Consider the following 21,692-nt stretch of genomic DNA (forward strand, 5'->3'; position numbering starts at 1 on the left):
GTCGAGCCTCAGGGCAACTGTATGGGCGGTGTCAGCCTGCTGGCGTTTCGGTCAGTGCCTGCCACATTGCCGGTGCCCCCGCCGACTTGGCGATCGCCGCCAGACGCTCGGCATGTGCCTCGAGCTCCTCTTCGCTGGCCATGATCACCCGCCCCGGCTGACGCCCGACGATACGACGAATCTCGCTACCATTGCCGCCCTGCCCTTCGTTGTCTTCAGCGCCCTGGCCGGCCAGCGACAGGCTGGTCTGGCCACCGGTCATCGCCAGATAGACGTCGGCAAGCAGTTCCGAGTCAAGCAGCGCCCCGTGCAGGTCGCGGCCAGAGTTGTCGATGCCATAGCGCTTGCACAACGCATCGAGGCTGTTGCGCTGGCCCGGATGGCGCGAGCGCGCCATCATCAGGGTGTCGAGGATGGTGCAGTGCTGGGAGATGTCGGCGCGGTCCTGGCGGCCCATCAAGGCGAATTCGTTGTTGATGAAGCCAACGTCGAACGCCGCGTTGTGGATGACCAGTTGCGCGCCCTGGATGTACTCGAAGAACTCTTCGGCCACATCGGCGAAACGCGGCTTGCCGACCAGGAACGCGTCGGTGATGCCGTGAACGCCAATGGCGCCCTCGTCACTCTCGCGGTCTGGCTGCAGGTAGACGTGGAAGTTGCGCCCGGTCAGGCGCCGGCCGATGACCTCGACGCAACCGATCTCGATGATCCGGTGGCCTTCGCTGACCGGCATACCAGTGGTTTCGGTATCGAGGACGATCAGTCGGGTGTTCTGCTGCTCCACGCGGGGGCTCCAAGCGACTTCTGGGAAAGGGGGCGAGTATACATCAAACCGGCCACTGGCTTTGCAGGTGCCTCAACGCTTGGCGCGAAGCTCATCCACCCCGCGGTTGGCCAGCATGTCGGCCCGCTCGTTACCCGGATGGCCGATATGTCCTCGCACCCACTTCCAGGTCACCTTGTGCCGGTTGACCTGTTCATCGAGCAACTGCCAGAGGTCGGCATTCTTCACCGGCTCTTTGGCAGCGGTCTTCCAGCCGCGTTTCTTCCAGTTGGCCATCCACTCGGTGATGCCCTTCATCACATACTGCGAGTCGGTGGTCAGCACCACTTCGCATTCGCGCTTGAGCGCCATCAGCGCGCAGATCGCAGCCATGAGTTCCATGCGGTTGTTGGTGGTGTCGCGCTCGCCGCCCCACAGCTCCTTCTCGACGCCCTTGTAGACGATCAGGGCGCCCCAGCCACCCAGGCCAGGATTGCCCTTGCAGGCACCATCGGTGTAGATCTCGACGCTATCGCTCATGTACCGCCTTCGTTCGCTTGCAGGTTATCGACCATGGACGGCGCGGTCAGGGCTCGCTGTGACGACGATTGACCTTGGCCAGCGGCAGGGGCAACAGCTTGCCCATCGGCTCGCGGCGCTCCATGGGCAGCGGTCGCAGGCCAACCACCATCTTGCGCGCCACCAGCAGGTAAACACCCCCGCCCGCGGTCTGCCATCCCCCGGCCATCCGCTCCCACCCCGCCAGGCGTTGTTGCCAGACCGGGGAGGAAAGCGGCGGACGATAGCACCCGAAGCGGCGTTTCTCCAGCGCGAAGCCCAGCAGGTTGAGCCAGTCGCCGACCCGCGACGGCGAGATGCAGCGCGCCTTGCGCAGCGCCCCGCGGCCGAAAAAGTGCCGTGCCCCCCAGGCACTCCAGGGGTTGATGCCAACGATCAGCAGGTGCCCGCCCGGGCGCACCGCGCTGGCAGCCTGGCGCAACAGACCGTGGGGCGAGAGGCTGAAATCCAGGCCATGCTGCAGCACCACCACATCAGCCGCATGCTCGGACAACGGCCAGGCCTGTTCCTCGCAGACGATCTCCACACCCGGCAATGGCGCGCCGAGGCGCACCGTGCGTTGCACCTGCGGCGCGCTGGGCGGTGTATCGGCGCTCGGCCCATAGTGCACGAGAAAACCGCCGAAGAAGCGGCCCAGCTCATCCTCGAGCAGTTTTTCTTCCTCCTTGAGCATCAGTTGCCCGATGGGCCCGGCGAACCAGTCGCGGGCCAGGCTGATCAGCTCCACCCACTCGGGGTCGGCCTGGGCAAAGGCTTGGTCGGTCATTGCATTCTCCCTCGAAGGTTTCTTCAGCCACGCCATCGCAGCTAAGATGCCTTCATGTCCCACGCCAGATGATTCGGATCCGCGCCATGATACAGATCGATGCCCTTCCCGCTTTCTCCGACAACTACATCTGGTTGTTACAGGATACTGCCAAACGCCAGTGCGCGGTGGTCGACCCCGGCGACGCCAAACCGGTGCTGCAGTGGCTGCAGGCACACACCGACTGGACGCTCACCGACATCCTCATCACCCACCACCACAACGACCATGTCGGCGGTGTGGAACAACTCAAGCAGGCGACCGGTGCCAAGGTCTACGGCCCGGCCAACGAACGCATTCCGAGCCGCGACGTGGCGCTGGACGACGGCGACACCGTGACGGCGCTGGGCGTGACCTTCGAGGTGCTTGCCGTACCTGGCCACACCCTCGGCCATATTGCTTATTACAGTGCAAAAACACCGACCCCGCTGCTGTTCAGCGGCGACACCCTGTTCGCCGCCGGTTGCGGGCGAATGTTCGAAGGCACACCCGAACAGATGCAACCGGCCCTGCAGCGCCTGGCCGCGCTACCCGAGGCCACCGCCGTCTACTGCGCCCACGAATACACCCTGAGCAACCTTCGCTTTGCCAAGGCTGTGGAGCCGGATAACCCGCATGTTATCCAACGCTTCGAAGCGGTTACCCGCCTGCGCGCCGACAATCGCATCACCCTGCCCTCGACCATCGGCCTGGAGCGTTTGACCAATCCGTTTCTTCGCACAACTGAAACATCCGTTAAACAAAAAGCAGACGAATGGAAGGGACATTCAAACGAATCCCAACCCGCTGTTTTTGCTGCCTTGAGGTCTTGGAAAGACGGCTTCTGATAACCTCACGATATATCGCAGGATGACATCCAAGGTTGACCCGACTGGATGCGGTTTCTAGAATCGCCGAAATTTTTTGCCCGGAAAACCGTGTCCGCCGATGTCTTCCCGTAGCCGCCGCACCGCTCATTCCGCCGCCCTGACGCGCCTGGCCCAGGTCAGCGCACTCGCTTTGGCCGCCACCCTCGTGGGCTGCCAGAGCACCCGTCAGGTCGACGAATCCGACAGCGTTCGCGCACACAACTACCAGGCCCGGATCAAGCACAAACCAGCGCCGCTGATGATCAAGCCGGCCGAGCAAAAAGCGCCCGAGGATGTCTGGGAGCGCATGCGCCAGGGCTTCGCCCTGCAAGACAGCATCGACGTCAACCCGCGTATCGAGCAACAGCGCCTGTGGTTCGCCAGCAACCCGAGCTTCCTCGAGAACGCCGGCGAGCGTGGCAGCCTCTACCTGCACTACATCGTCGAGCGCCTCGAAGAACGCGACATGCCTCTTGAGCTGGCGCTGCTGCCGGCCATCGAAAGCGCCTACAACCCGATGGCCTACTCCCGCGCCCACGCGGCAGGCATGTGGCAATTCATCCCGTCCACCGGGCGCCACTTCAACCTGCGCCAGACCAACTTCTACGACGGTCGTCGCGACATCACCGCTTCCACCAACGCCGCGCTGGACTACCTGACCCGCCTGCACGACATGTTCAATGGCGACTGGCTGCTGGCCCTGGCCGCCTACAACGCTGGTGAAGGCACTGTCAGCCGGGCGATCGAACGCAACGAGCGCCTCGGCCTGCCCACCGACTACTGGAACCTGCCGCTGCCTCAGGAGACCCGCGACTACGTGCCCAAGCTGCTGGCGCTGTCGCAGGTGGTCCTGACACCACAGGCCTATGGCGTCAACCTCAGCCCCATCGCCAACGAGCCCTACTTCGAAGCCGTCGCCATCAACGAGCGCCTCGACCTGACCCGCGTCGCCGCCTTCGCCAATATCGACGAAGACGAACTGATCCAGCTCAACCCCGCGTTCAAGAAACGCATGACGGTCGATGGCCCGCAGCAACTGCTGGTGCCCACCGCCAAGGCGCAACTGCTGACCAGCAGCCTGTCCAACCTCAAGCCTGAGCAACTGGTCAGCCTGCAACCGAACAAGGCCGTGTTCCAGGCCGCCCTCGCCGAGGCCAAGGCACCGGCCGCAACCAGCAGTTACCGAGTCAAGCGCGGCGACAACCTGGGCGCCATCGCCAAGGCCAACCGTGTGTCGGTCAAGGACATCCAGCGCTGGAATCGCTTGTCGGGCAGCAACCTGAAAGTCGGCCAGGTTCTGGCCCTGCGTGGCGGTAACGCGCCAAGCGCCTCAGCCAACCGCGTCGCGGCAGCCAAGCAGCGCTCCACCCAGTACAAGGTACGCAAGGGCGACTCGTACTATCTGGTGGCCAAACGGTTCAACGTCGAGATGAAACACCTCAAGCGCTGGAACCCGCGCAGCGGCCAGGCACTCAAGCCCGGCCAGACCCTCACCGTCTACCTGACGCGCTGACTGCGTAGGCGCGGGCTTGTCAGGACGGCGAGCCGGCGCCATGCACCGCGGTGCACTTTTCGCGGGCAAGCCCGCTCCCACAACAGCCCCCGCCATACCCTTTTTCCATTCCAGACAAGCTGTTACTGTACGCCGGACCAAGCCCAACGCCGCCTTGACCGGATTCCAGACTTGATAAGACCCCTCCTCCTGTCACTGAGCCTGGCCTTGAGCTTCCCCGCAGTCGCGACCGTGACCGAAAGCCACGGGTATGCGCAGTTCGGCACGCTCAAGTACCCGGCCACGTTCACCCATTTCGACTGGGTCAATCCGCAGGCGCCTAAAGGCGGAACCTTGCGGGCCATGGCATTCGGTACCTTCGACACGCTCAACCCCTACACCTTCAAGGGGACCAGCCCCGTTTCGACGCCGAATTTCCAGCAGTACGGCGTCAACGAGCTGAACGAGACCTTGATGGTCGGCACCGGCCAATACGACCCTTCCGGCGACGAACCGACCTCCAGCTACGGCCTGATCGCCCGCTCGGTGGAGTACAGCGAAGACCGCAGTTGGGTGGTGTTCAACCTGCGTCCCGAGGCGCGTTTCCATGACGGGCACCCCATCACCTCGGCCGACGTGGCGTTCTCCTACCGCACCCTGCTCAAGGAAGGCCATCCGCTGTACCGCACCAACCTGCAGGAAGTGCAGCGCGTCGACATCCTGGGGCCGTTGCGTATCCGCTTCGTCTTCAAGCGCGCCGGCAACCCGCTGCTGATCCTGCGCTTGGGCGAAATGCCAGTGCTGCCGAAGCACTACTGGCAAGATCGAGACTTCAAGGCCACCACCTTCGAGCCTCCGCTGGGCAGCGGTCCGTACCGCATCACCGAGGTGCAGCCCGGTCGGCGACTGGTGTTCAGCCGGGTGAAGAACTACTGGGGCAAGGATTTGCCGGTCAACCGCGGCAAGTACAACTTCAACCGCGTGGAGTTCGAGTTCTATCGTGACGCGACCGTGGCCTTCGAAGCGTTCAAGGCTGGCGAGTTCGACATCTACATCGAACACCAGGCCAAGAACTGGGCCAACGGCTACAACTTCCCGGCGATCCGCCGTGGCGATGTGATCAAGGCACAGATCCCGCACCGGATCCCGACCCAGACCCAGGGTCTGTTCATGAACACCCGCCGCGACGCCTTCGCCGACCCGAAGGTACGCCAGGCGCTGGGGCTGATGCTCGATTTCGAGTGGACCAACCGTGCCCTGTTCAGCAGTGCCTACCGTCGCTCGACCAGTTACTACCCCAACAGTGAATTCACCGCCAGCGGGCTACCCACCGGCAAGGAATGGCTGCTGCTCTCACCGTTTCGCGAACAGTTACCCGCCAAGCTCTTCACCGAGCCCTACCAGGTCAGCCAGACCGACGGGCGCGGCATCGACCGCCAGACCTTGCGCACGGCCCTGGGCCTGCTCGGCGAAGCCGGCTGGAAGCTCGACGGCCAGCGCCTGGTCGACACCAAAGGCCGCCAGTTGCGCCTGGAGTTGCTGCTGGTAAACCCTAATCTGGAACGCATCCTGCAACCTTATGTCGAAAATCTGTCCAGCATCGGCATCGACGCGCGCTTGCGCACGGTAGACCGAGCCCAGTACAAACAACGGCTGGACCAATTCGACTTCGACATGATCCTGATGACCCTGAACCAGACACTCAGCCCCGGCCTCGAGCAGTGGCAGTACTTCCACTCGAGCCAGGCCACCGTCAAGGGCAGCAAGAACTACGCGGGCATCAAGGACCCTGTGGTCGATCACCTGCTCGACACGCTCATGGCCGCCCGCACCCGCGACGATCAGGTCGCCGCTGCGCGCGCACTGGACCGGGTGCTGTCGTGGCACTACTACATGATTCCCAACTGGTACCTGGACAACCATCGCCTGGCCTACCGCAACCGGTTCGCCTTCGTCACCACGCCGCCCTACACCCTGGGCCTGAACAGCTGGTGGCTCAAGACTTCGGAGAAAGCCAAATGATGCCGACGCCTCGCCTGCGCCTGGCCTGCAGCCTGTTGCTCGCCTGCCTGAGCCTACCCGCGCTGGCCGCCCCGCAACACGCCCTGACGCTCTACGACGAACCGCCCAAGTACCCCGCCGACTTCAAGCATTTCGACTACGTCAATCCCGATGCCCCCAAGGGCGGGACCTTCCGCCAGTCCAGCTTCGGCGGTTTCGACAGCCTCAACCCCTTCATCAACAAGGGCGTATCGGCCGACAACATCAGCATCATCTACGACACCCTGATGCGCCAGAGCCTGGACGAGCCCTTCACCGAGTACGGGCTAGTCGCCGGCAAGATCGAAAAGGCCCCTGACAACAGCTGGGTACGCTTCTACCTGCGACCTGAAGCACGCTTCCATGACGGCCACCCCATCCGCGCCGAAGACGTCGTGTTCAGCTTCAACGCCCTCACCCAGCAGGGCGCGCCGTTGTACCGCCAGTACTACGGTGATGTCTCCGAGGTGATCGTCGAGGACCCGCTGCGCGTCTTGTTCAAGTTCAAGCACAGCAACAACCGCGAACTGCCACTGATCCTGGGCCAGTTGCCAGTGCTGCCCAAGCATTGGTACGAGACTCGCGACTTCACCCGCGGCAACCTAGAGATCCCGCTGGGCAGCGGCCCGTACAAGGTCGCCGAGGCCAAGGCCGGACGCTCGATCCGTTACGAGCGGGTCAAGGACTACTGGGCCAAGGACCTGCCGATCAACCGCGGCATGTTCAACTTCGACGCCATGACCTTCGACTCCTACCGCGACACTGCCGTCGCCCTCGAGGCGCTCAAGGCCGGGCAGTTCGACTATGCCCTGGAAGTCAGCGCGAAGAACTGGGCCACCGCCTACAACGTCCCTGCGGTGCGCGACGGGCGTCTGATCAAGGAAGAGTTGCCCAACGGCAATCCGGTCGGCATGCAGGGCTTCATCTTCAACCTGCGCAAGCCCGTGTTCCAGGACATCCGCGTGCGCCAGGCCCTGAGCCTCCTGCTCGATTACGAATGGACCAACAAGCAGCTGTTCAACGGTGCCTATACCCGCACCGGCAGCTACTTCGAAAACTCCGAGATGGCCGCTACGGGCCTCCCCTCCGCCGACGAGTTGAAAATTCTCGAGCCGCTGCGCGGCAAGATCCCCGAGCAGGTCTTCAGCGAGGCGTTCCACAATCCCGTCACCGACGGCAGCGGCATGATTCGCGAGCAGCAACGCAAGGCTTACCAGTTGCTGATGGACGCCGGTTGGAAGATCGAGAACGACAAGATGGTCGACGCCCAGGGCAAGCCGGTGTCGATCGAGTTTCTCCTGGCACAGACCGAGTTCGAACGCATCCTGCTGCCGTTCAAGCGCAACCTCGCCGACCTGGGCATCGACCTGACCATCCGCCGCGTCGACGTCTCGCAATACATCACGCGCCTGCGCTCGCGCGACTTCGACATGATCGTCGGCGGCTTCCCGCAATCCAACTCGCCGGGCAACGAACAGCGTGAGTACTGGACCAGCGCCGCCGCCGACCGCTCGGGCAGCCGCAACACCATCGGCCTGCGCGACCCGGCCATCGACCAACTGGTCGAAGACCTGATCAATGCCGACTCGCGCCAGAGCCTGGTCGCCCACACCCGCGCGCTGGACCGTGTGCTGCTGTGGGGCTACTACGTCATCCCCAACTGGCACATCAAGACCTGGCGGGTCGCCTACTGGAACCACCTTGGCCATCCAAAGGTGTCACCCAAATACGATATCGGCATCGACACCTGGTGGATCAAGCCTGACGTGACCCCGGCCGTCAGCGAAGCGCGCGTGCCACTCGTGGACGAGGCGAACTGACATGCTTGCCTACATTCTGCGCCGCCTGCTGCTGATCATCCCGACCCTGTTCGGCATCCTCATCATCAACTTCATCATCGTCCAGGCCGCCCCCGGTGGCCCGGTCGAGCAGATGATCGCCAAGCTCGAAGGCTTCGATGGCGCCACCAGCCGCATCGCCGGCGGTGGTGCCGAAGTATCGGTAGCCGGCTCCAACTACCGCGGCGCCCAAGGCCTGGACCCGGCGCTGGTCGCTGAAATCGAACGCATGTACGGCTTCGACAAGTCAGCCCCGGAGCGGTTGTGGATCATGGTCAAGAACTACGCCCAGCTCGACTTCGGCGACAGCTTCTTCCGCGATGCCAAGGTCATCGACCTGATCGCCGAGAAGATGCCCGTGTCGATCTCGCTGGGGTTGTGGAGCACACTGATCATGTACCTGGTGTCGATCCCGCTAGGGATTGCCAAGGCGGTGCGCCATGGCAGCCACTTCGACGTCTGGACCAGCTCGGCGATCATCGTCGGCTACGCCATCCCCGCGTTCCTCTTCGCCATCCTGCTGATCGTGCTGTTCGCCGGTGGCAGCTATTTCGACTGGTTCCCGCTCCGGGGCCTGACCTCGAACAACTTCGACGAGCTGTCCACCACCGGCAAGGTGATGGACTACTTCTGGCACCTGGTGCTGCCGATCACCGCGCTGGTGATCGGCAACTTCGCCACCATGACCCTGCTGACCAAGAACAGCTTCCTCGACGAGATCAACAAGCAGTACGTGATCACCGCCAAGGCCAAGGGCCTGAGCCGCAACCGCGTGCTCTACGGCCATGTATTCCGCAACGCCATGCTGCTGGTGATCGCAGGCTTTCCGTCGGCGTTCATCGGTATCTTCTTCACCGGCTCCCTGCTGATCGAGGTGATTTTCTCTCTCGACGGCCTGGGCCTGATGAGTTTCGAAGCGGCCATCAACCGCGACTACCCGGTGGTGTTCGGCACCCTGTTCATCTTCACCCTGCTGGGGCTGGTGGTGAAACTGATCGGCGACCTCACCTACACCCTGGTCGATCCGCGCATCGACTTCGCCAGCCGGGAGCACTGACATGGCCCTCTCTCCCCTGAACCGCCGGCGCTTCGAGCGCTTCAAGGCCAACCGTCGCGGCTGGTGGTCGCTGTGGCTGTTCCTCATCCTGTTCGGCCTGAGCCTGGGTGCCGAGCTGATCGCCAACGACAAGCCCATCGCCGTGCGCTACGACGGCGAGTGGTACTTCCCGGCGTTCAAGCGCTACCCGGAAACCACCTTCGGCGGCGAATTCCCGCTGGAAGCCAACTACAAGAGCCCCTATATCCGCGAACTGCTGGAAAAAAAGGACAGCTTCGTGCTGTGGGCGCCGATCCCGTTCAGCTACCAGAGCATCAACTACGACCTGAAGGTCCCTGCCCCCGCGCCGCCTTCGGCCGACAACCTGCTCGGCACCGACGACCAGGGGCGCGACGTGCTCGCCCGGGTGATCTACGGATTCCGCGTCTCGGTGCTGTTCGCCCTGACGCTGACCATCGCCAGCTCCATCGTCGGCGTCATCGCCGGCGCCCTACAAGGCTTCTATGGCGGCTGGGTGGACCTGGCTGGCCAGCGTTTCCTGGAAATCTGGTCGGGCCTGCCGGTGCTCTACCTGTTGATCATCCTCGCAAGCTTCGTGCAGCCCAACTTCTGGTGGTTGCTCGGCATCATGCTGCTGTTCTCATGGATGAGCCTGGTGGATGTCGTGCGCGCCGAGTTCCTGCGCGGACGCAACCTCGAGTACGTGCGCGCCGCCCGCGCCCTGGGTATGCGCAACGGCCCGATCATGTTCCGCCACATCCTGCCCAACGCCATGATCTCGACCATGACCTTCATGCCATTCATCCTCACCGGCGCCATCGGCACCCTCACCGCCCTCGACTTCCTCGGCTTCGGCTTGCCCGCCGGCTCGCCGTCGCTGGGCGAACTGGTCGCCCAGGGCAAGTCCAACCTGCAGGCGCCGTGGCTGGGCATCAGCGCCTTCGCCGTGCTGGCCGTCATGCTGAGCCTGCTGGTGTTCATCGGCGAATCCGCCCGCGATGCCTTCGACCCGAGGAAATGACATGAGCCAAGACACCCTGATCGAAGTGCGCGACCTGGCGGTGGAGTTCGTCACCGGCGAGCAGGTCAACCGCGTGGTCGATGGCATCAGTTTCGACATCCGCAAGGGCGAGACCCTCGCCCTGGTCGGTGAGAGCGGCTCGGGAAAATCGGTCACCGCCCACTCGATCCTGCGCCTGCTGCCCTACCCGCTTGCACGCCACCCCAGCGGCACCATCCACTACGACGGCAAGGACCTCCTGCACCTGGGCGAGAAGCCCATGCAGCGCATCCGCGGCAATCGCATCGCGATGATTTTCCAGGAGCCGATGACCTCGTTGAACCCGCTGCATTGCATCGAGAAGCAGATCAACGAGATCCTCCTGCTGCACAAAGGCCTCACCGGCAAGCAGGCCACCGCGCGCACCCTGGAGCTGCTCGAACTGGTGGGCATCCCCGACCCGAAGAAGCGCCTCAAGGCCCTGCCCCATGAGCTTTCCGGCGGCCAGCGCCAGCGCGTGATGATCGCCATGGCCCTGGCCAACGAACCCGAACTGCTGATCGCCGACGAGCCCACCACCGCGCTCGACGTCACCGTGCAGCTCAAGATTCTCGATTTGCTCAAGTCCCTGCAGGCGCGCCTGGGCATGGCGCTGCTGCTGATCAGCCACGACCTCAACCTGGTGCGGCGTATCGCCCACCGCGTGTGTGTGATGCAGTGCGGCAAGATCGTCGAACAGGCCGACTGCGAGACACTGTTCAAGGCCCCGCAGCACCCCTATACGCAGATGCTGATCAATGCCGAACCCAGCGGTGGCCCGGCGGCGAACGCGATCGGCAAACCGCTGCTGGAAGTCAACGACCTGAAGGTGTGGTTCCCGATCAAGAAGGGCCTGCTGCGCCGCACTGTCGATCATGTGAAAGCCGTCGACGGGATCAATTTCAGCCTCCCGCAGGGGCAAACCCTGGGGATCGTTGGTGAGAGCGGATCGGGCAAATCGACATTGGGGCTGGCGATCCTGCGCTTGATCGCAAGCCAGGGTGGGATTCGCTTCCACGGGCAGTCGCTGGAAGGACTGAAGCAGCAGGAAGTGCGGCCGCTGCGCCGCGAAATGCAGGTGGTGTTCCAGGACCCGTTCGGCAGCCTGAGCCCGCGCATGTGCGTGGCCGATATCGTTGGCGAGGGCTTGCGGATTCACAAGATCGGCACCCCCGCCGAGCAGGAAGCCGCGATCGTTGCGGCGCTGGAGGAAGTGGGGCTGGACCCGCGCACACGGCACCGGTATCCGCACGAGTTCTCTGGCGGGCAGCGCCAGCGGATCGCGATCGCCCGGGCACTGGTTTTGAAGCCGGCATTGATCCTGCTGGACGAACCGACCTCGGCGCTGGACCGCACCGTACAGCGCCAGGTCGTGGAGCTGCTGCGCAACCTGCAGTTGAAGTACAACCTGACGTACCTGTTCATCAGCCATGACCTGGCGGTGGTCAAGGCGTTGAGTCACCAATTGATGGTGATCAAGCACGGGCACGTGGTGGAGCAAGGCGATGCGCAGGAGATCTTCCATGCGCCGCAGCATCCGTATACGCGTCAGTTGCTGGAGGCGGCGTTTCTGGAGACGGCGAACAGTTGATCCCTTTGTGCAATGACAAAGAGCGACTAACGCGTTCAAAACCCAAGAGCCTGCTCAGCCCTGATAGGAGTGAGCAGGCTCAAGTCGGCTAGCGCTCAGGCTTCGGCGGCGCGGGCAGTCACTGCCTCGCCTTCGAGCACCATCCCCTCGCGCATCTTCTGCGCATCACGCACAAAGCAACGCGACGCCGCCAGCAGAAACACCAGGGTCAGCAGCAGCGCCACCGGGATCAGGTACATCGCGTCATGCAGCCCCTGGGCCTTGAACGCCTCGCTCATCACCAGCTGTCCCGCCGCCTCCATGGCCGACACGGCAAAATGATCCGACAGCCCGCCGACCACCACCGGCCCCAGGCCGCCGCCGAGCAGGTACAGCCCGGCGAAGTACAGCGCCATGGCGGTAGCACGCAGGCGTGGCTGCACCACATCCTGAATCGCCGTGTACACGCAGGTGTAGAAGTTGTACGAGAACAGCCAGCCGACGCCGAACACCGCGACGAACAGCCCCAGCTCGATACGCCCGGCATGCAGTGCCCAGGCGGTGGCGAGAGTGGCCACCAACATGCTCAGCGCGGCGAACATCAGCCGTCCATTGGCAAAACGCTGGTGCACCTTGTCGGCCACCCAGCCCCCTAGCGTGAGCCCCACCAGGCCGCTCAAACCGACGATCATCCCCGTTGCCACGGCCGCATCGTGCAAGGGCAAGGCGAAGTAGCGCTGCAGCATCGGCACCATGAACGAGTTGCAGGCATAGGAAGCGAAGTTGAAGGTCAGCCCCGCCAGTACCAGCCAGGCGAACGTGGGCACGCTCAGCACCCGACGCAGCGGGCGATCGATCGGCGCGTGGGAGATGGCAACGGTTTCCGCAGCGCCCCGGGCAGGTTCGCGGATCAGGAAGATGAACAGCGCCAACACCAGGCCGGGTACCGCAGCGATGAAGAACGGCGCACGCCAGCTGCCAAACGCCTGGACCATGGCGCCGATGGTGAAGAACGCCAGCAACAGGCCTAGCGGCAGGCCGAGCATGAAGATGCCCATCGCCCGCGACCGTCGCTCGGCCGGGAACAGATCGCCGATCAGCGAGTTGGCGGCCGGCGCATAGCTGGCTTCACCGATGCCCACGCCCATGCGCACCAGCAGAAAACTCCAGAAGCTGCCGACCATGCCGTTGACCGCCGTCAGCCCGCTCCAGGCCGCCAGGCCCCAGCCCATCAGCTTGGCCCGCGAGCCGGTATCGGCCATGCGCGCTAGCGGCAGGCCAGCGATGGCGTATACCAAGGTGAAGGCGGTGCCGATCAGGCCGATCTGGAAGTCGCTCAGGTGCCATTCCAGGCGGATCGGTTCGATGATGATCGCGGGTATGGTGCGGTCGAAGAAGTTGAACAGGTTGGCCAGAAACAGCAGGAACAAGATGCGCCAGGCGTTGGACGCTTGGGGGGCGGTGGTCATGGTCGGGTCCCTCGTTATCGTTATTCAGGGCTTCCAGCACGCCTGACGAAATCTAGAGGGTAAGGTGCGAAACGTCTGCTACCATTGACCGGGCTTATATCGCGCGATGGGCTGGAGCCTGACGGACCGCCCGCAGCCTTCAGACCGATGGCGGCGCCACCAACCGATAGCCCACACCCGCCTCGGTGATGATGTACCGCGGAGCGGTCGGATCGTCGCCCAGCTTGTGCCGCAGATGCCCCACCACGATGCGCAGGTAGTGGGTGTCGTCGACATGGGTCGGGCCCCAGATATCCTTGAGCAGTTGCTGTTGGGTGATCACCCGCCCCGGATGCCCGGCCAGTTGCGCCAGCAGCGCGTACTCCTTGCGTGTCAGTGCCACCTCGACGCCGTCGAGCGTGACCTTGCGATAGGCGAAGTCGACCACCAGCGCACCGAAACTGGCACTGGCCGCTTGCCCGGAGCCCGCCTGGGGTTTGTGCCGCAACAGCGCGCGCACCCGGGCAAGGAACTCCTGGATACCGAACGGCTTGGTCACGTAGTCGTTGGCACCGCCATCCAGCGCATCGACCTTCTGCACCTCGCTGGCTCGCACCGACAGCACCATCACCGGCACGGCGCTCCACTCGCGCAGTTCGCGCAACACCTGCTGGCCGTCCATATCCGGCAAGCCGAGATCGAGCACCACCAGATCAGGCTTGCTCAGCGCCGCCTGAGCCAGGCCTTCGCCGCCGGTCGCAGCCTCGATCACCTTGTAGCCCTGGGACACGAGGCTGATGCGCAGGAACTTGCGGATCTGCGGTTCGTCGTCGATGACCAGAAGGGTGGCGGGTTGGCTCATGGGGCTTCACTGTCGCTGTCGGGTTGAAGAGGCAACGGCAAGCATAGAGTGATGCAGGTGCCCTGGCCATCGATGCCCTCGCCAACCAGTATGCTGCCGCCATGGGCGCCGATCATGCCCTGGCAGATCGCAAGCCCCAGGCCTGTGCCCTGCCCGCCGCGGTCACCGCGGGCAGCGGTGTAGAACATGTCGAAGATCTTCTCGCGCTCGGCCACCGGGATGCCCGGGCCCTGATCCGCGACCGCGAAGCACAGGCGCTCGTCCTGCACCTCCACCCGCAGCGCCAGGCGACCATTGACCGGCGAGAAACGTGCGGCATTCTCCAGTACGTTGACCAGCGCCTGTTCGATCAGCGCTGCATGCACGAACAGCAGGGGCAGCTCTGCAGGTACCTCGGTGTCTACGCGCAACGGTGCCAGCACCGCGCGCAGACGGTTCAGAGCGCTGCCAACGATATCGCCGGGCGACACCCAGTCACGCGCAAGCTTCAAGCCGCCATGGCCCAGCCGGGTCATGTCGAGCAGGTTCTGGATGTAACGATCCAGGCGCTCGGCTTCGTTGCGTGTGCCTTCGAGCAGTTCACGGCGATCGTCCGGAGGGATCGCATCGCCCAGTGCCAGCAAGCTGTCGATGCTACCGCGCATGGCGGTCAGCGGGGTGCGCAGATCATGGGACACCGAGGCAAGCAAGGCGCTGCGCAACTGCTCGGTTTCGCCATGCAGGCGCGCGGCTTCGAGCTGCTCGCCCAGGCGCGCGCGGGCCAGGGCCTGGGCCAGCGGCTCGGCCAGCGCCGTCAGCAAGCGACGGCGCTGTGCGCTCAACGGCTCGCCCGAGGCCGGCTGCACACCCAGCAAGGCCAAGGGAGTCTCGTCGACCGCCAGCGGCCACCACCACCAGCGACCATGGGGTAAGGTATCGCTGCCATGCCCTGCTGCCTGGCCATGTTGCCAGGCCCATTCGGCAGCGGCGCGCTCGTTGTCGGTAAAGACCTGCGGCCCGCCGCTGGCCACCTGCAACAAGCCCTCGGCATCGCGCTCGAGCAGACAGATCTGGATGCCCTGCCAATCGTTCAGGTGCTGCCCGGCGGCACTGAAAACCGCCTGCCGATCCGTGGCCACGGTCAGGCGGCGCGACAGGTCGAGCAGTTGCCGGGTCTCGCCCTGGGTTTCGCGCAGCGCCTGCAACTGACGGCGCTGGCGAGCGGCGAGGTTACCGGTCAGGGCCGCCATGAGCAGGAAGAACACCAGGGTCAGCACGTCCTCTTCGCGCTGGATGCTGAACGAAAAGCTCGGCGGGATGAACAGGAAGTCGTAGGTCAGGAACGACAGCGCCGCACAGGCCAGCGCAGGCCCCAAGCTGCTGCGTACCGCGACCAGCAGCACCGCCGCGAGGAACACCAGCGAAATGTTCGGCAACGCCAGCACGCTGGACACGGCCCACGCCAGCCCTGCCGCCAGTGCGGTCGCCAGCAGCGCCAGCCAATAGTGGCGCCAGACCCAGACGCGATTGACCACCGCACGTGCCGGTGCGGGTTGAGTGTCGCGGTCGAGCACGTTGATCTCCAACCCCCGGCTGTCGCGCAGCAAGCGCGCGGCGACGCCCGCACCGAGCACGCGGCGGCGCAGGCGGTCGCGGGACTGGCCGACCAGCACCAGGCTCGCCCGTCGTTCCAGCGCATGCTGGATGAGCGTGCGCGCCACCTCCCCGGCCCTGAGTACCACGACTTCGCCGCCCAGGCGCTCGGCCAGTTGCTGCGCGGCCTGCAGGCGCTGACGAGCGCCCTCGTCACGCAGCTTGCCGTTGTCGACATGCACCAGGCTCCACGGCAAATGCCGACGCTGGGCGACGCGGCTGGCATGGCGCACCAGACGCTCGGCCTGCTCATCGCCATCGACCCCGACCAGCAGGCGCCCTCGCAAGGTCGGCGCCTGCTCGCCGCGCTGGCGGTAGCCATGGGCAAGGTCGGCATCGACCTGGGCTGCAGCGGTCTGCATGGCCAGTTCGCGCAAGGCGGTGAGGTTGGTTTGGGAGAAGAACGCATCGATCGCCGCCCGTGCCTGCTCAGGCACGTAGACCTTGCCTTCGCGCAAGCGCTCGAGCAGTTCACGTGGCGGCAGGTCGATCAGCACCAGCTCGAAGGCTTCCTGCAGCACCCAGTCGGGCAGGGTTTCGCGCACCTGAACGCCCGTGATGTCGCGAACCTTGTCGTTGAGGCTTTCCAGGTGCTGGACATTGACCGTGGTATACACATCGATACCGGCAGCGAGCAGTTCCTGAACATCCTGCCAGCGCTTGGCGTGACGGCTGCCTGGGGCGTTGGTATGAGCCAGCTCGTCGACCAGCGCCAGCGGTGGTGCAGCCTTGAGCAGGCCATCGAGGTCCATTTCTTCGAGGATGACGCCGCGGTACTCGCTGCGCAGCAAGGGCTGCTGCGCCAAGCCACCGAGCAGCGCCTCGGTTTCGGCCCGGCCATGAGTCTCCACCACCGCCGCCAGCACCTTTACCCCCTGGCGCTGCTGGGCATGAGCGGCCTGGAGCATGGCGAACGTCTTGCCCACGCCGGGAGCTGCGCCCAGAAATACTTTAAGCCTGCCGCGACCGTTGCGGGGCAGGCTCGCCAACAGCGCATCGGCGCGGGCGGAATCACTCATGCTTGATCCTTTGGTAAGGGGGCCAGGGGCCAGCTTCGCAGGCCATCACGGGGCAAGCCACAGGTCCTGCGCCGTTCTTGTGAGCGCCGGTGAACCTGGGGGAGCGGGCTTGCCCCGCGATGGCCGCGACACGGTCTCGATTATCAGCGATCTGTAACAGGCGCCAACCGCTCCAACGCCTGGTTCAACGCCAACACATTGACCACCGGCGGGCCGACCAATGGCCGCAGAGTGGCCTCATCCACCAGCGCTTGCAAGCGCTCGATGGGGATCTGCCGCGCCGCCGCCACGCGCGGCAACTGGTAGGCGATCGCCTCCGGCGGCAACTGCGGGTCGAGCCCGCTGCCGGAGGTGGTCAACAGGGCCTGCGGCACCGGGCCAAGCTCAGGCTGGTACAGGGCGGCGGCTTCACTCTTGACCCGCTCCGCCAGCGCCGGGTTGCTCGGTGCCAGGTTGCTCGCGCTGCTGGACACCGTCGCGAAGGCGCCGGCCGAAGGGCGCGACTGGAACCAGCCGTCGCCCTTGAAATCCTGGGCGATCAACGCCGAGCCGCGAACCTGCCCCTGCTCATCGCGCACCAGGCTGCCATTGGCCTGTTCGGGGAAGGCGACCTGGGCGATACCGGTCACCGCCAGCGGGTACAACGCGCCGGTGACCAGGGTCATCAGCAGGACCAGGCTCACGGCCGGGCGTACGTAGGTGCTCATGTTCGTCTCTCCTTCAGACCAGGTGCAGTGCAGTGAGCAGCATGTCGATCAGCTTGATCCCGGCGAACGGCACCAGAATGCCGCCTACGCCGTAGATCAGCAGGTTGCGCCGCAGCAGGTGCGCGGCACTTGCCGCCTGCACGCGCACTCCGCGCAAGGCCAGGGGGATCAGCACGATGATGATCAGCGCGTTGAAGACGATCGCCGAAAGGATCGCGCTTTGCGGGCTGCTCAGGCGCATCAGGTTGAGCACACCCAGTTGCGGGTAGATCGAAGCGAACAGCGCCGGCAGGATGGCGAAGTACTTGGCCACGTCGTTGGCAATGGAGAACGTTGTCAGTGCACCACGGGTCACCAGCAGTTCCTTGCCGACCTGGACCACATCCAGCAGCTTGGTCGGATCGCTGTCCAGGTCGACCATGTTGGCCGCCTCGCGCGCCGCCTGGGTACCGTCGTTCATGGCCATGCCGACATCCGCCTGGGCCAAGGCCGGGGCATCGTTGGCACCGTCACCGCACATGGCGACCAGGCGGCCGTCATTCTGCTCCTGGCGAATGCGCGCCAGCTTCTTCTCGGGGGTGGCCTCGGCAAGCACGTCATCGACACCGGCCTCGGCGGCGATGGCCGCAGCGGTCAGCGGGTTGTCGCCGGTCACCATCACGGTGCGGATACCCAGTTTGCGCAACTCGGCGAAACGCTCACGGATGCCGGGCTTGACCACGTCCTTGAGGTGAATCACCCCCAGCAGGTGGCGGTCGACGCATACCAGCAAGGGGGTGCCGCCGCTCTGGGCGATGCGTTCGACTTCACGGGCCAGCGAAGCCGGCATTTCCAGGCGTTGCAGGCCGACGAACGCCAGCACCGCGTCCACCGCGCCCTTGCGGTAGTGACGCTGCCCGAAGTCGATACCCGAAAGGCGCGTCTCGGCGCTGAAGGCGATGGCGCTGTACTGCGCGGCAGCCGGTTCGTCGAAGTCGTGCAACTGGCGCAGGTAGTCGACGATGGACTTGCCCTCGGCCGTGTCGTCGGCCAGCGAGGCAAGCAAGGCTCCCTCCCCCAGTTCTTTGGCGGTAACACCGGGCGCGGCGTGCAGGGCACTGCAGCGGCGGTTGCCGAAGGTGATGGTGCCGGTCTTGTCGAGCATCAACGTGTGCACGTCGCCCGCAGCCTCCACCGCACGCCCGGAGCGGGCAATGACGTTAAGACGCACCAGGCGATCCATACCTGCGATACCGATGGCCGACAGCAGGCCACCAATGGTCGTCGGGATCAGCGTCACCAGTAACGCGGCGAGGAAGATCAGCGGCAGGCTGCCGCCCACGAAATGGGCGAACGGCTGCAAGGTCACCACCACGATCAGGAAAATCAGGGTCAGGCCGATCAGCAGGATATCCAGGGCAATCTCGTTGGGGGTCTTCTGGCGCTTGGCGCCTTCGACCAGGGCGATCATGCGGTCCAGGGTCGACTCACCGGGGTTGCTGGTGATGCGTATCAGCAACCAGTCGGAAACCAGCCGGGTATTGCCGGTCACGGCCGAACGATCACCACCGGATTCGCGGATCACCGGCGCAGACTCGCCGGTGATCGCCGCCTCGTTGACGGCGGCGATGCCTTCGAGCACCTCGCCATCACCCGGGATCAGCTCACCGGCCACCACGCGCACCACATCGTCCTTGCGCAATGCGGTGGCAGCGACGGTTTCGAAGCTGCCATTGGCCAGACGGCGCTGAGCGGTCAGGCCCTGGCTGCCGGCCTTGAGGCTATCGGCACGGGCCTTGCCCCGGCCTTCCGCCAAGGCTTCGGCAAAATTGGCAAAGAGTACGGTGAACCACAGCCACAGGGCGATCTGCACCGCCACGCCGGTGCTCACACCGCTGCCGGGCACCAGGCACAGGACCGTGGTCAGCACAGCCGTCAGGGCGACCACCAGCATCACCGGCGAGCGCTTGAGCTGGCGCGGATCGAGCTTGACGAAGGCCTGCACCAGGGCCGGGCGCCAGAGCGCGGCGAAGCGGGTCTGGTCGACGGCGCGGGTAGCTTTCACTTCAGAAATGGGCATGTTCATGTTCGGATCCTCAGAAACCCAGGCTCAACTGTTCGGCGATCGGCCCCAGGGCCAGGGTCGGCAGGAAGGTCAGCCCGCCGACCAGCAGGATGGTCACCAACAGCAGGCCGGCGAACAGCGGGCCATGGGTGGGGAAGCTGTTCTGGCCCTGCGGCGCGCTTTTCTTGGCGGCCAGGCTGCCTGCAAGGGCCAGCACTGGCAGGATGTAGCCGAAGCGCCCGATCAGCATGGCCAGGCCGATCATCAGGTTGTGGAACACCGTGTTGGCACCAAAGCCGCCGAAAGCCGAGCCGTTGTTGGCGGTGCCGGAGGTGTAGGCATACAGCAACTGGCTGAAACCATGCGGCCCCGGATTGCTCACCGCACCTGCCGGCCCCGGCAGGCTGGCGGCGATGGCGCCGAGCACCAGCACGCCAACCGGCATCACCAGCAGTGTCGCCACCAACAATTGCACTTCGCGGGCCTGCAACTTCTTGCCCAGGTATTCCGGCGTGCGACCGATCATCAACCCGGCCAGGAATACCGCGATCAGCACGAACAGCAGCATGCCGTAGAGGCCTGCACCGACGCCGCCGAAGATCACCTCGCCGACCATCATGTTGACCATCGCCACCATGCCTGTCAGCGGATTGAGGCTGTCGTGCATGGCGTTGACCGAGCCGTTGGAGGCGGAGGTCGTCGTCACGGCCCACAACACGCTCGCGGTGGTGCCGAAGCGGCTTTCCTTGCCTTCCATCGGCGCGCTTTGCTGCACCTGAGCGCTGTCCAGAGCCGGGTTGGGCTGGTATTCGGCCCACAGGCCGACCGCACCGCCGATCAGGAACAGGCCCAACATGCAGGCCAGGATCGCCCGGCTCTGGCGCAGGTCCTTGACGTAATGGCCGAAGGTGAACACCAGTGCCACCGGAATCAGAATGATCGAAGCCACCTCGAACAGGTTGCTCCAGGCCGTGGGGTTCTCGAACGGATGCGCCGAGTTGACGCCGAAGAAGCCGCCGCCGTTGGTGCCCAGTTGCTTGATCGCGATCTGGCTGGCGGCAGGGCCCAGCGGGATGCTCTGGTCGGCACCTTGCAGGGTGACGGCATGGGCGTAGTCGGCGAAGGTCTGTGGCACACCCTGCCACACCAGCAGCAACGCCAGCACGATGCACAGTGGCAGCAGGCCATAGAGGGTGGCGCGGGTCATGTCGACCCAGAAGTTACCCAGGTTGTGGGTGGAGCGCCGGCCGATACCACGGCACAGGGCGACCAGCACGGCAAGGCCGGTGGCAGCGCTGACGAAGTTCTGCACGGTCAGGCCGATCATCTGGCTCAGGTAGCTGAGCGAGGCCTCACCGCTATAGGCCTGCCAGTTGGTGTTGGTCATGAAGCTGACAGCGGTGTTGAATGCCAGCGACCATTCCTGGCCCGGCAGGTGCTGCGGGTTGAGCGGCAGCGAGCCCTGCAGCAGGAGCACGGCGAACAGCACCAGGAAGCCCACCAGGTTGAAGGCCAGCAGCGCCAGGGTGTATTGCTTCCAGTTCTGCTCCTGCTCGGCGCGCACCCCGGACAACCGGTAACAACCCTGCTCTACCGGGCCGAGGATCGGCGACAGCCAGGTACGCTGACCCTCCATGACCTTGTAGTAGAACCGCCCAAGCCAGGGTGCTGGTAGCAGCACAAGGGCCAGAAACGCCAGCAGCAATGCGAAGTCGTAGCTGTGCATGGCCGCTCCCTAGCTGCGATCGGCGCGCAGCAGCGCAACCAGCAGGTAAATGGCCAACGCCACTGCCAGCAGCAGTGACACTCCGTCGAGCATGTTCATCGGTGGATCTCCCCGTCTTGCGGCGTCGGCCGCTTTGGGGAAATTGTCGGGGCGGGGGGCGTAAAGGGACGAGATCGGGGGGGCGGGATGGGAATAAAGAATGCGTAAAGTTTGGTTTCTGGAT

17 protein-coding genes are annotated in these 21,692 nt (G+C 64.7%); 7 read left to right on the forward strand and 10 right to left on the reverse strand.

The window, feature by feature from the left end; genetic code table 11:
* Window positions 1–31 precede the first annotated feature (31 nt).
* From dnaQ to ACMGGG_RS15145, 3 genes are all read right to left on the reverse strand, one after another.
* Window positions 32–784, reverse strand: coding sequence for a DNA polymerase III subunit epsilon (dnaQ, locus tag ACMGGG_RS15135; RefSeq protein ID WP_256093694.1), 753 nt, complete (start codon window positions 782–784; stop codon window positions 32–34).
* A gap of 72 nt (window positions 785–856) precedes the next feature.
* Window positions 857–1,303 carry a ribonuclease HI gene (rnhA, locus tag ACMGGG_RS15140; RefSeq protein ID WP_054894343.1) on the reverse strand — a complete coding sequence of 149 codons (447 nt, stop codon included), beginning with the start codon at window positions 1,301–1,303 and terminating at the stop codon, window positions 857–859.
* A 46-nt stretch (window positions 1,304–1,349) separates the two neighbouring features.
* Entirely contained in the window at window positions 1,350–2,108 is a 759-nt protein-coding gene (locus ACMGGG_RS15145; protein WP_054894344.1) for a hypothetical protein, read from the reverse strand.
* Between the two features lie 86 nt (window positions 2,109–2,194).
* Between ACMGGG_RS15145 and gloB the strand changes: the two genes are divergently transcribed.
* The 7 genes from gloB to ACMGGG_RS15180 all read left to right on the forward strand — a co-directional run bounded on the left by gloB (window position 2,195) and on the right by ACMGGG_RS15180 (window position 12,052).
* On the forward strand, window positions 2,195–2,974 hold the full coding sequence (gene gloB, locus ACMGGG_RS15150) for a hydroxyacylglutathione hydrolase (RefSeq protein ID WP_063545564.1): 780 nt from the start codon (window positions 2,195–2,197) through the stop codon (window positions 2,972–2,974).
* Between the two features lie 100 nt (window positions 2,975–3,074).
* Entirely contained in the window at window positions 3,075–4,508 is a 1,434-nt protein-coding gene (locus ACMGGG_RS15155) for a lytic transglycosylase domain-containing protein (protein WP_054894346.1), read from the forward strand.
* A 171-nt stretch (window positions 4,509–4,679) separates the two neighbouring features.
* The gene (locus ACMGGG_RS15160) at window positions 4,680–6,509 is read left to right on the forward strand and encodes an extracellular solute-binding protein (protein ID WP_151925665.1); all 1,830 of its coding nucleotides are present in this window, start codon (window positions 4,680–4,682) and stop codon (window positions 6,507–6,509) included.
* On the forward strand, window positions 6,506–8,347 hold the full coding sequence (locus tag ACMGGG_RS15165) for an extracellular solute-binding protein (protein WP_414153992.1): 1,842 nt from the start codon (window positions 6,506–6,508) through the stop codon (window positions 8,345–8,347). The genes ACMGGG_RS15160 and ACMGGG_RS15165 overlap by 4 nt, the downstream gene beginning before the upstream one ends.
* A gap of 1 nt (window position 8,348) precedes the next feature.
* Window positions 8,349–9,422 carry a microcin C ABC transporter permease YejB gene (locus ACMGGG_RS15170; protein ID WP_054894348.1) on the forward strand — a complete coding sequence of 358 codons (1,074 nt, stop codon included), beginning with the start codon at window positions 8,349–8,351 and terminating at the stop codon, window positions 9,420–9,422.
* Window position 9,423: 1 nt separating this feature from the next.
* Window positions 9,424–10,443: an ABC transporter permease gene (locus ACMGGG_RS15175; protein ID WP_054894349.1), complete on the forward strand. Its 1,020-nt coding sequence runs from the start codon at window positions 9,424–9,426 to the stop codon at window positions 10,441–10,443.
* A gap of 1 nt (window position 10,444) precedes the next feature.
* Entirely contained in the window at window positions 10,445–12,052 is a 1,608-nt protein-coding gene (locus ACMGGG_RS15180; RefSeq protein WP_372822388.1) for an ABC transporter ATP-binding protein, read from the forward strand.
* A 95-nt stretch (window positions 12,053–12,147) separates the two neighbouring features.
* Here ACMGGG_RS15180 and ACMGGG_RS15185 read toward each other — a convergent pair whose 3' ends face one another.
* From ACMGGG_RS15185 to kdpF, 7 genes are all read right to left on the reverse strand, one after another.
* On the reverse strand, window positions 12,148–13,500 hold the full coding sequence (locus ACMGGG_RS15185; protein WP_414153993.1) for a spinster family MFS transporter: 1,353 nt from the start codon (window positions 13,498–13,500) through the stop codon (window positions 12,148–12,150).
* 139 nt (window positions 13,501–13,639) lie between these two features.
* Window positions 13,640–14,341 (reverse strand): response regulator, encoded by a 702-nt coding sequence (locus tag ACMGGG_RS15190; protein ID WP_125929392.1) that lies wholly within the window; start codon window positions 14,339–14,341, stop codon window positions 13,640–13,642.
* Window positions 14,338–16,992: a DUF4118 domain-containing protein gene (locus ACMGGG_RS15195; protein WP_414153994.1), complete on the reverse strand. Its 2,655-nt coding sequence runs from the start codon at window positions 16,990–16,992 to the stop codon at window positions 14,338–14,340. Before ACMGGG_RS15195 ends, ACMGGG_RS15190 begins: the two co-directional genes overlap by 4 nt.
* A gap of 143 nt (window positions 16,993–17,135) precedes the next feature.
* On the reverse strand, window positions 17,136–17,699 hold the full coding sequence (kdpC, locus tag ACMGGG_RS15200; RefSeq protein ID WP_414153995.1) for a potassium-transporting ATPase subunit KdpC: 564 nt from the start codon (window positions 17,697–17,699) through the stop codon (window positions 17,136–17,138).
* A 13-nt stretch (window positions 17,700–17,712) separates the two neighbouring features.
* Complete coding sequence (kdpB, locus tag ACMGGG_RS15205; protein ID WP_414153996.1) at window positions 17,713–19,764, reverse strand: potassium-transporting ATPase subunit KdpB; 2,052 nt, start codon at window positions 19,762–19,764, stop codon at window positions 17,713–17,715.
* A gap of 10 nt (window positions 19,765–19,774) precedes the next feature.
* Window positions 19,775–21,469, reverse strand: a complete 1,695-nt coding sequence (gene kdpA, locus ACMGGG_RS15210; protein ID WP_200603751.1) for a potassium-transporting ATPase subunit KdpA — start codon at window positions 21,467–21,469, stop codon at window positions 19,775–19,777.
* Between the two features lie 9 nt (window positions 21,470–21,478).
* Window positions 21,479–21,568 (reverse strand): K(+)-transporting ATPase subunit F, encoded by a 90-nt coding sequence (gene kdpF / locus ACMGGG_RS15215; RefSeq protein ID WP_063545570.1) that lies wholly within the window; start codon window positions 21,566–21,568, stop codon window positions 21,479–21,481.
* Between the last annotated feature and the right edge of the window lie 124 nt (window positions 21,569–21,692).

Origin of the sequence: Pseudomonas sp. BNK-44-b (assembly GCF_047456245.1) — a bacterium.
In the GTDB taxonomy this organism is placed as follows: domain Bacteria; phylum Pseudomonadota; class Gammaproteobacteria; order Pseudomonadales; family Pseudomonadaceae; genus Aquipseudomonas; species Aquipseudomonas machongensis.

Bases quoted from the DNA above. Each gene is read 5' to 3' on its own strand.
- ACMGGG_RS15145 (WP_054894344.1), bottom strand. From the start codon at position 2,108: ATGACCGACCAAGCCTTTGCCCAGGCCGACCCCGAGTGGGTGGAGCTG.
- ACMGGG_RS15165 (WP_414153992.1), top strand. From the start codon at position 6,506: ATGATGCCGACGCCTCGCCTGCGCCTGGCCTGCAGCCTGTTGCTCGCC.
- gloB (WP_063545564.1), top strand. From the start codon at position 2,195: ATGATACAGATCGATGCCCTTCCCGCTTTCTCCGACAACTACATCTGG.
- kdpB (WP_414153996.1), bottom strand. From the start codon at position 19,764: ATGAACATGCCCATTTCTGAAGTGAAAGCTACCCGCGCCGTCGACCAG.
- ACMGGG_RS15175 (WP_054894349.1), top strand. From the start codon at position 9,424: ATGGCCCTCTCTCCCCTGAACCGCCGGCGCTTCGAGCGCTTCAAGGCC.
- kdpF (WP_063545570.1), bottom strand. From the start codon at position 21,568: ATGAACATGCTCGACGGAGTGTCACTGCTGCTGGCAGTGGCGTTGGCC.
- ACMGGG_RS15185 (WP_414153993.1), bottom strand. From the start codon at position 13,500: ATGACCACCGCCCCCCAAGCGTCCAACGCCTGGCGCATCTTGTTCCTG.
- kdpC (WP_414153995.1), bottom strand. From the start codon at position 17,699: ATGAGCACCTACGTACGCCCGGCCGTGAGCCTGGTCCTGCTGATGACC.
- ACMGGG_RS15155 (WP_054894346.1), top strand. From the start codon at position 3,075: ATGTCTTCCCGTAGCCGCCGCACCGCTCATTCCGCCGCCCTGACGCGC.
- ACMGGG_RS15190 (WP_125929392.1), bottom strand. From the start codon at position 14,341: ATGAGCCAACCCGCCACCCTTCTGGTCATCGACGACGAACCGCAGATC.
- ACMGGG_RS15180 (WP_372822388.1), top strand. From the start codon at position 10,445: ATGAGCCAAGACACCCTGATCGAAGTGCGCGACCTGGCGGTGGAGTTC.
- rnhA (WP_054894343.1), bottom strand. From the start codon at position 1,303: ATGAGCGATAGCGTCGAGATCTACACCGATGGTGCCTGCAAGGGCAAT.
- ACMGGG_RS15195 (WP_414153994.1), bottom strand. From the start codon at position 16,992: ATGAGTGATTCCGCCCGCGCCGATGCGCTGTTGGCGAGCCTGCCCCGC.
- ACMGGG_RS15170 (WP_054894348.1), top strand. From the start codon at position 8,349: ATGCTTGCCTACATTCTGCGCCGCCTGCTGCTGATCATCCCGACCCTG.
- kdpA (WP_200603751.1), bottom strand. From the start codon at position 21,469: ATGCACAGCTACGACTTCGCATTGCTGCTGGCGTTTCTGGCCCTTGTG.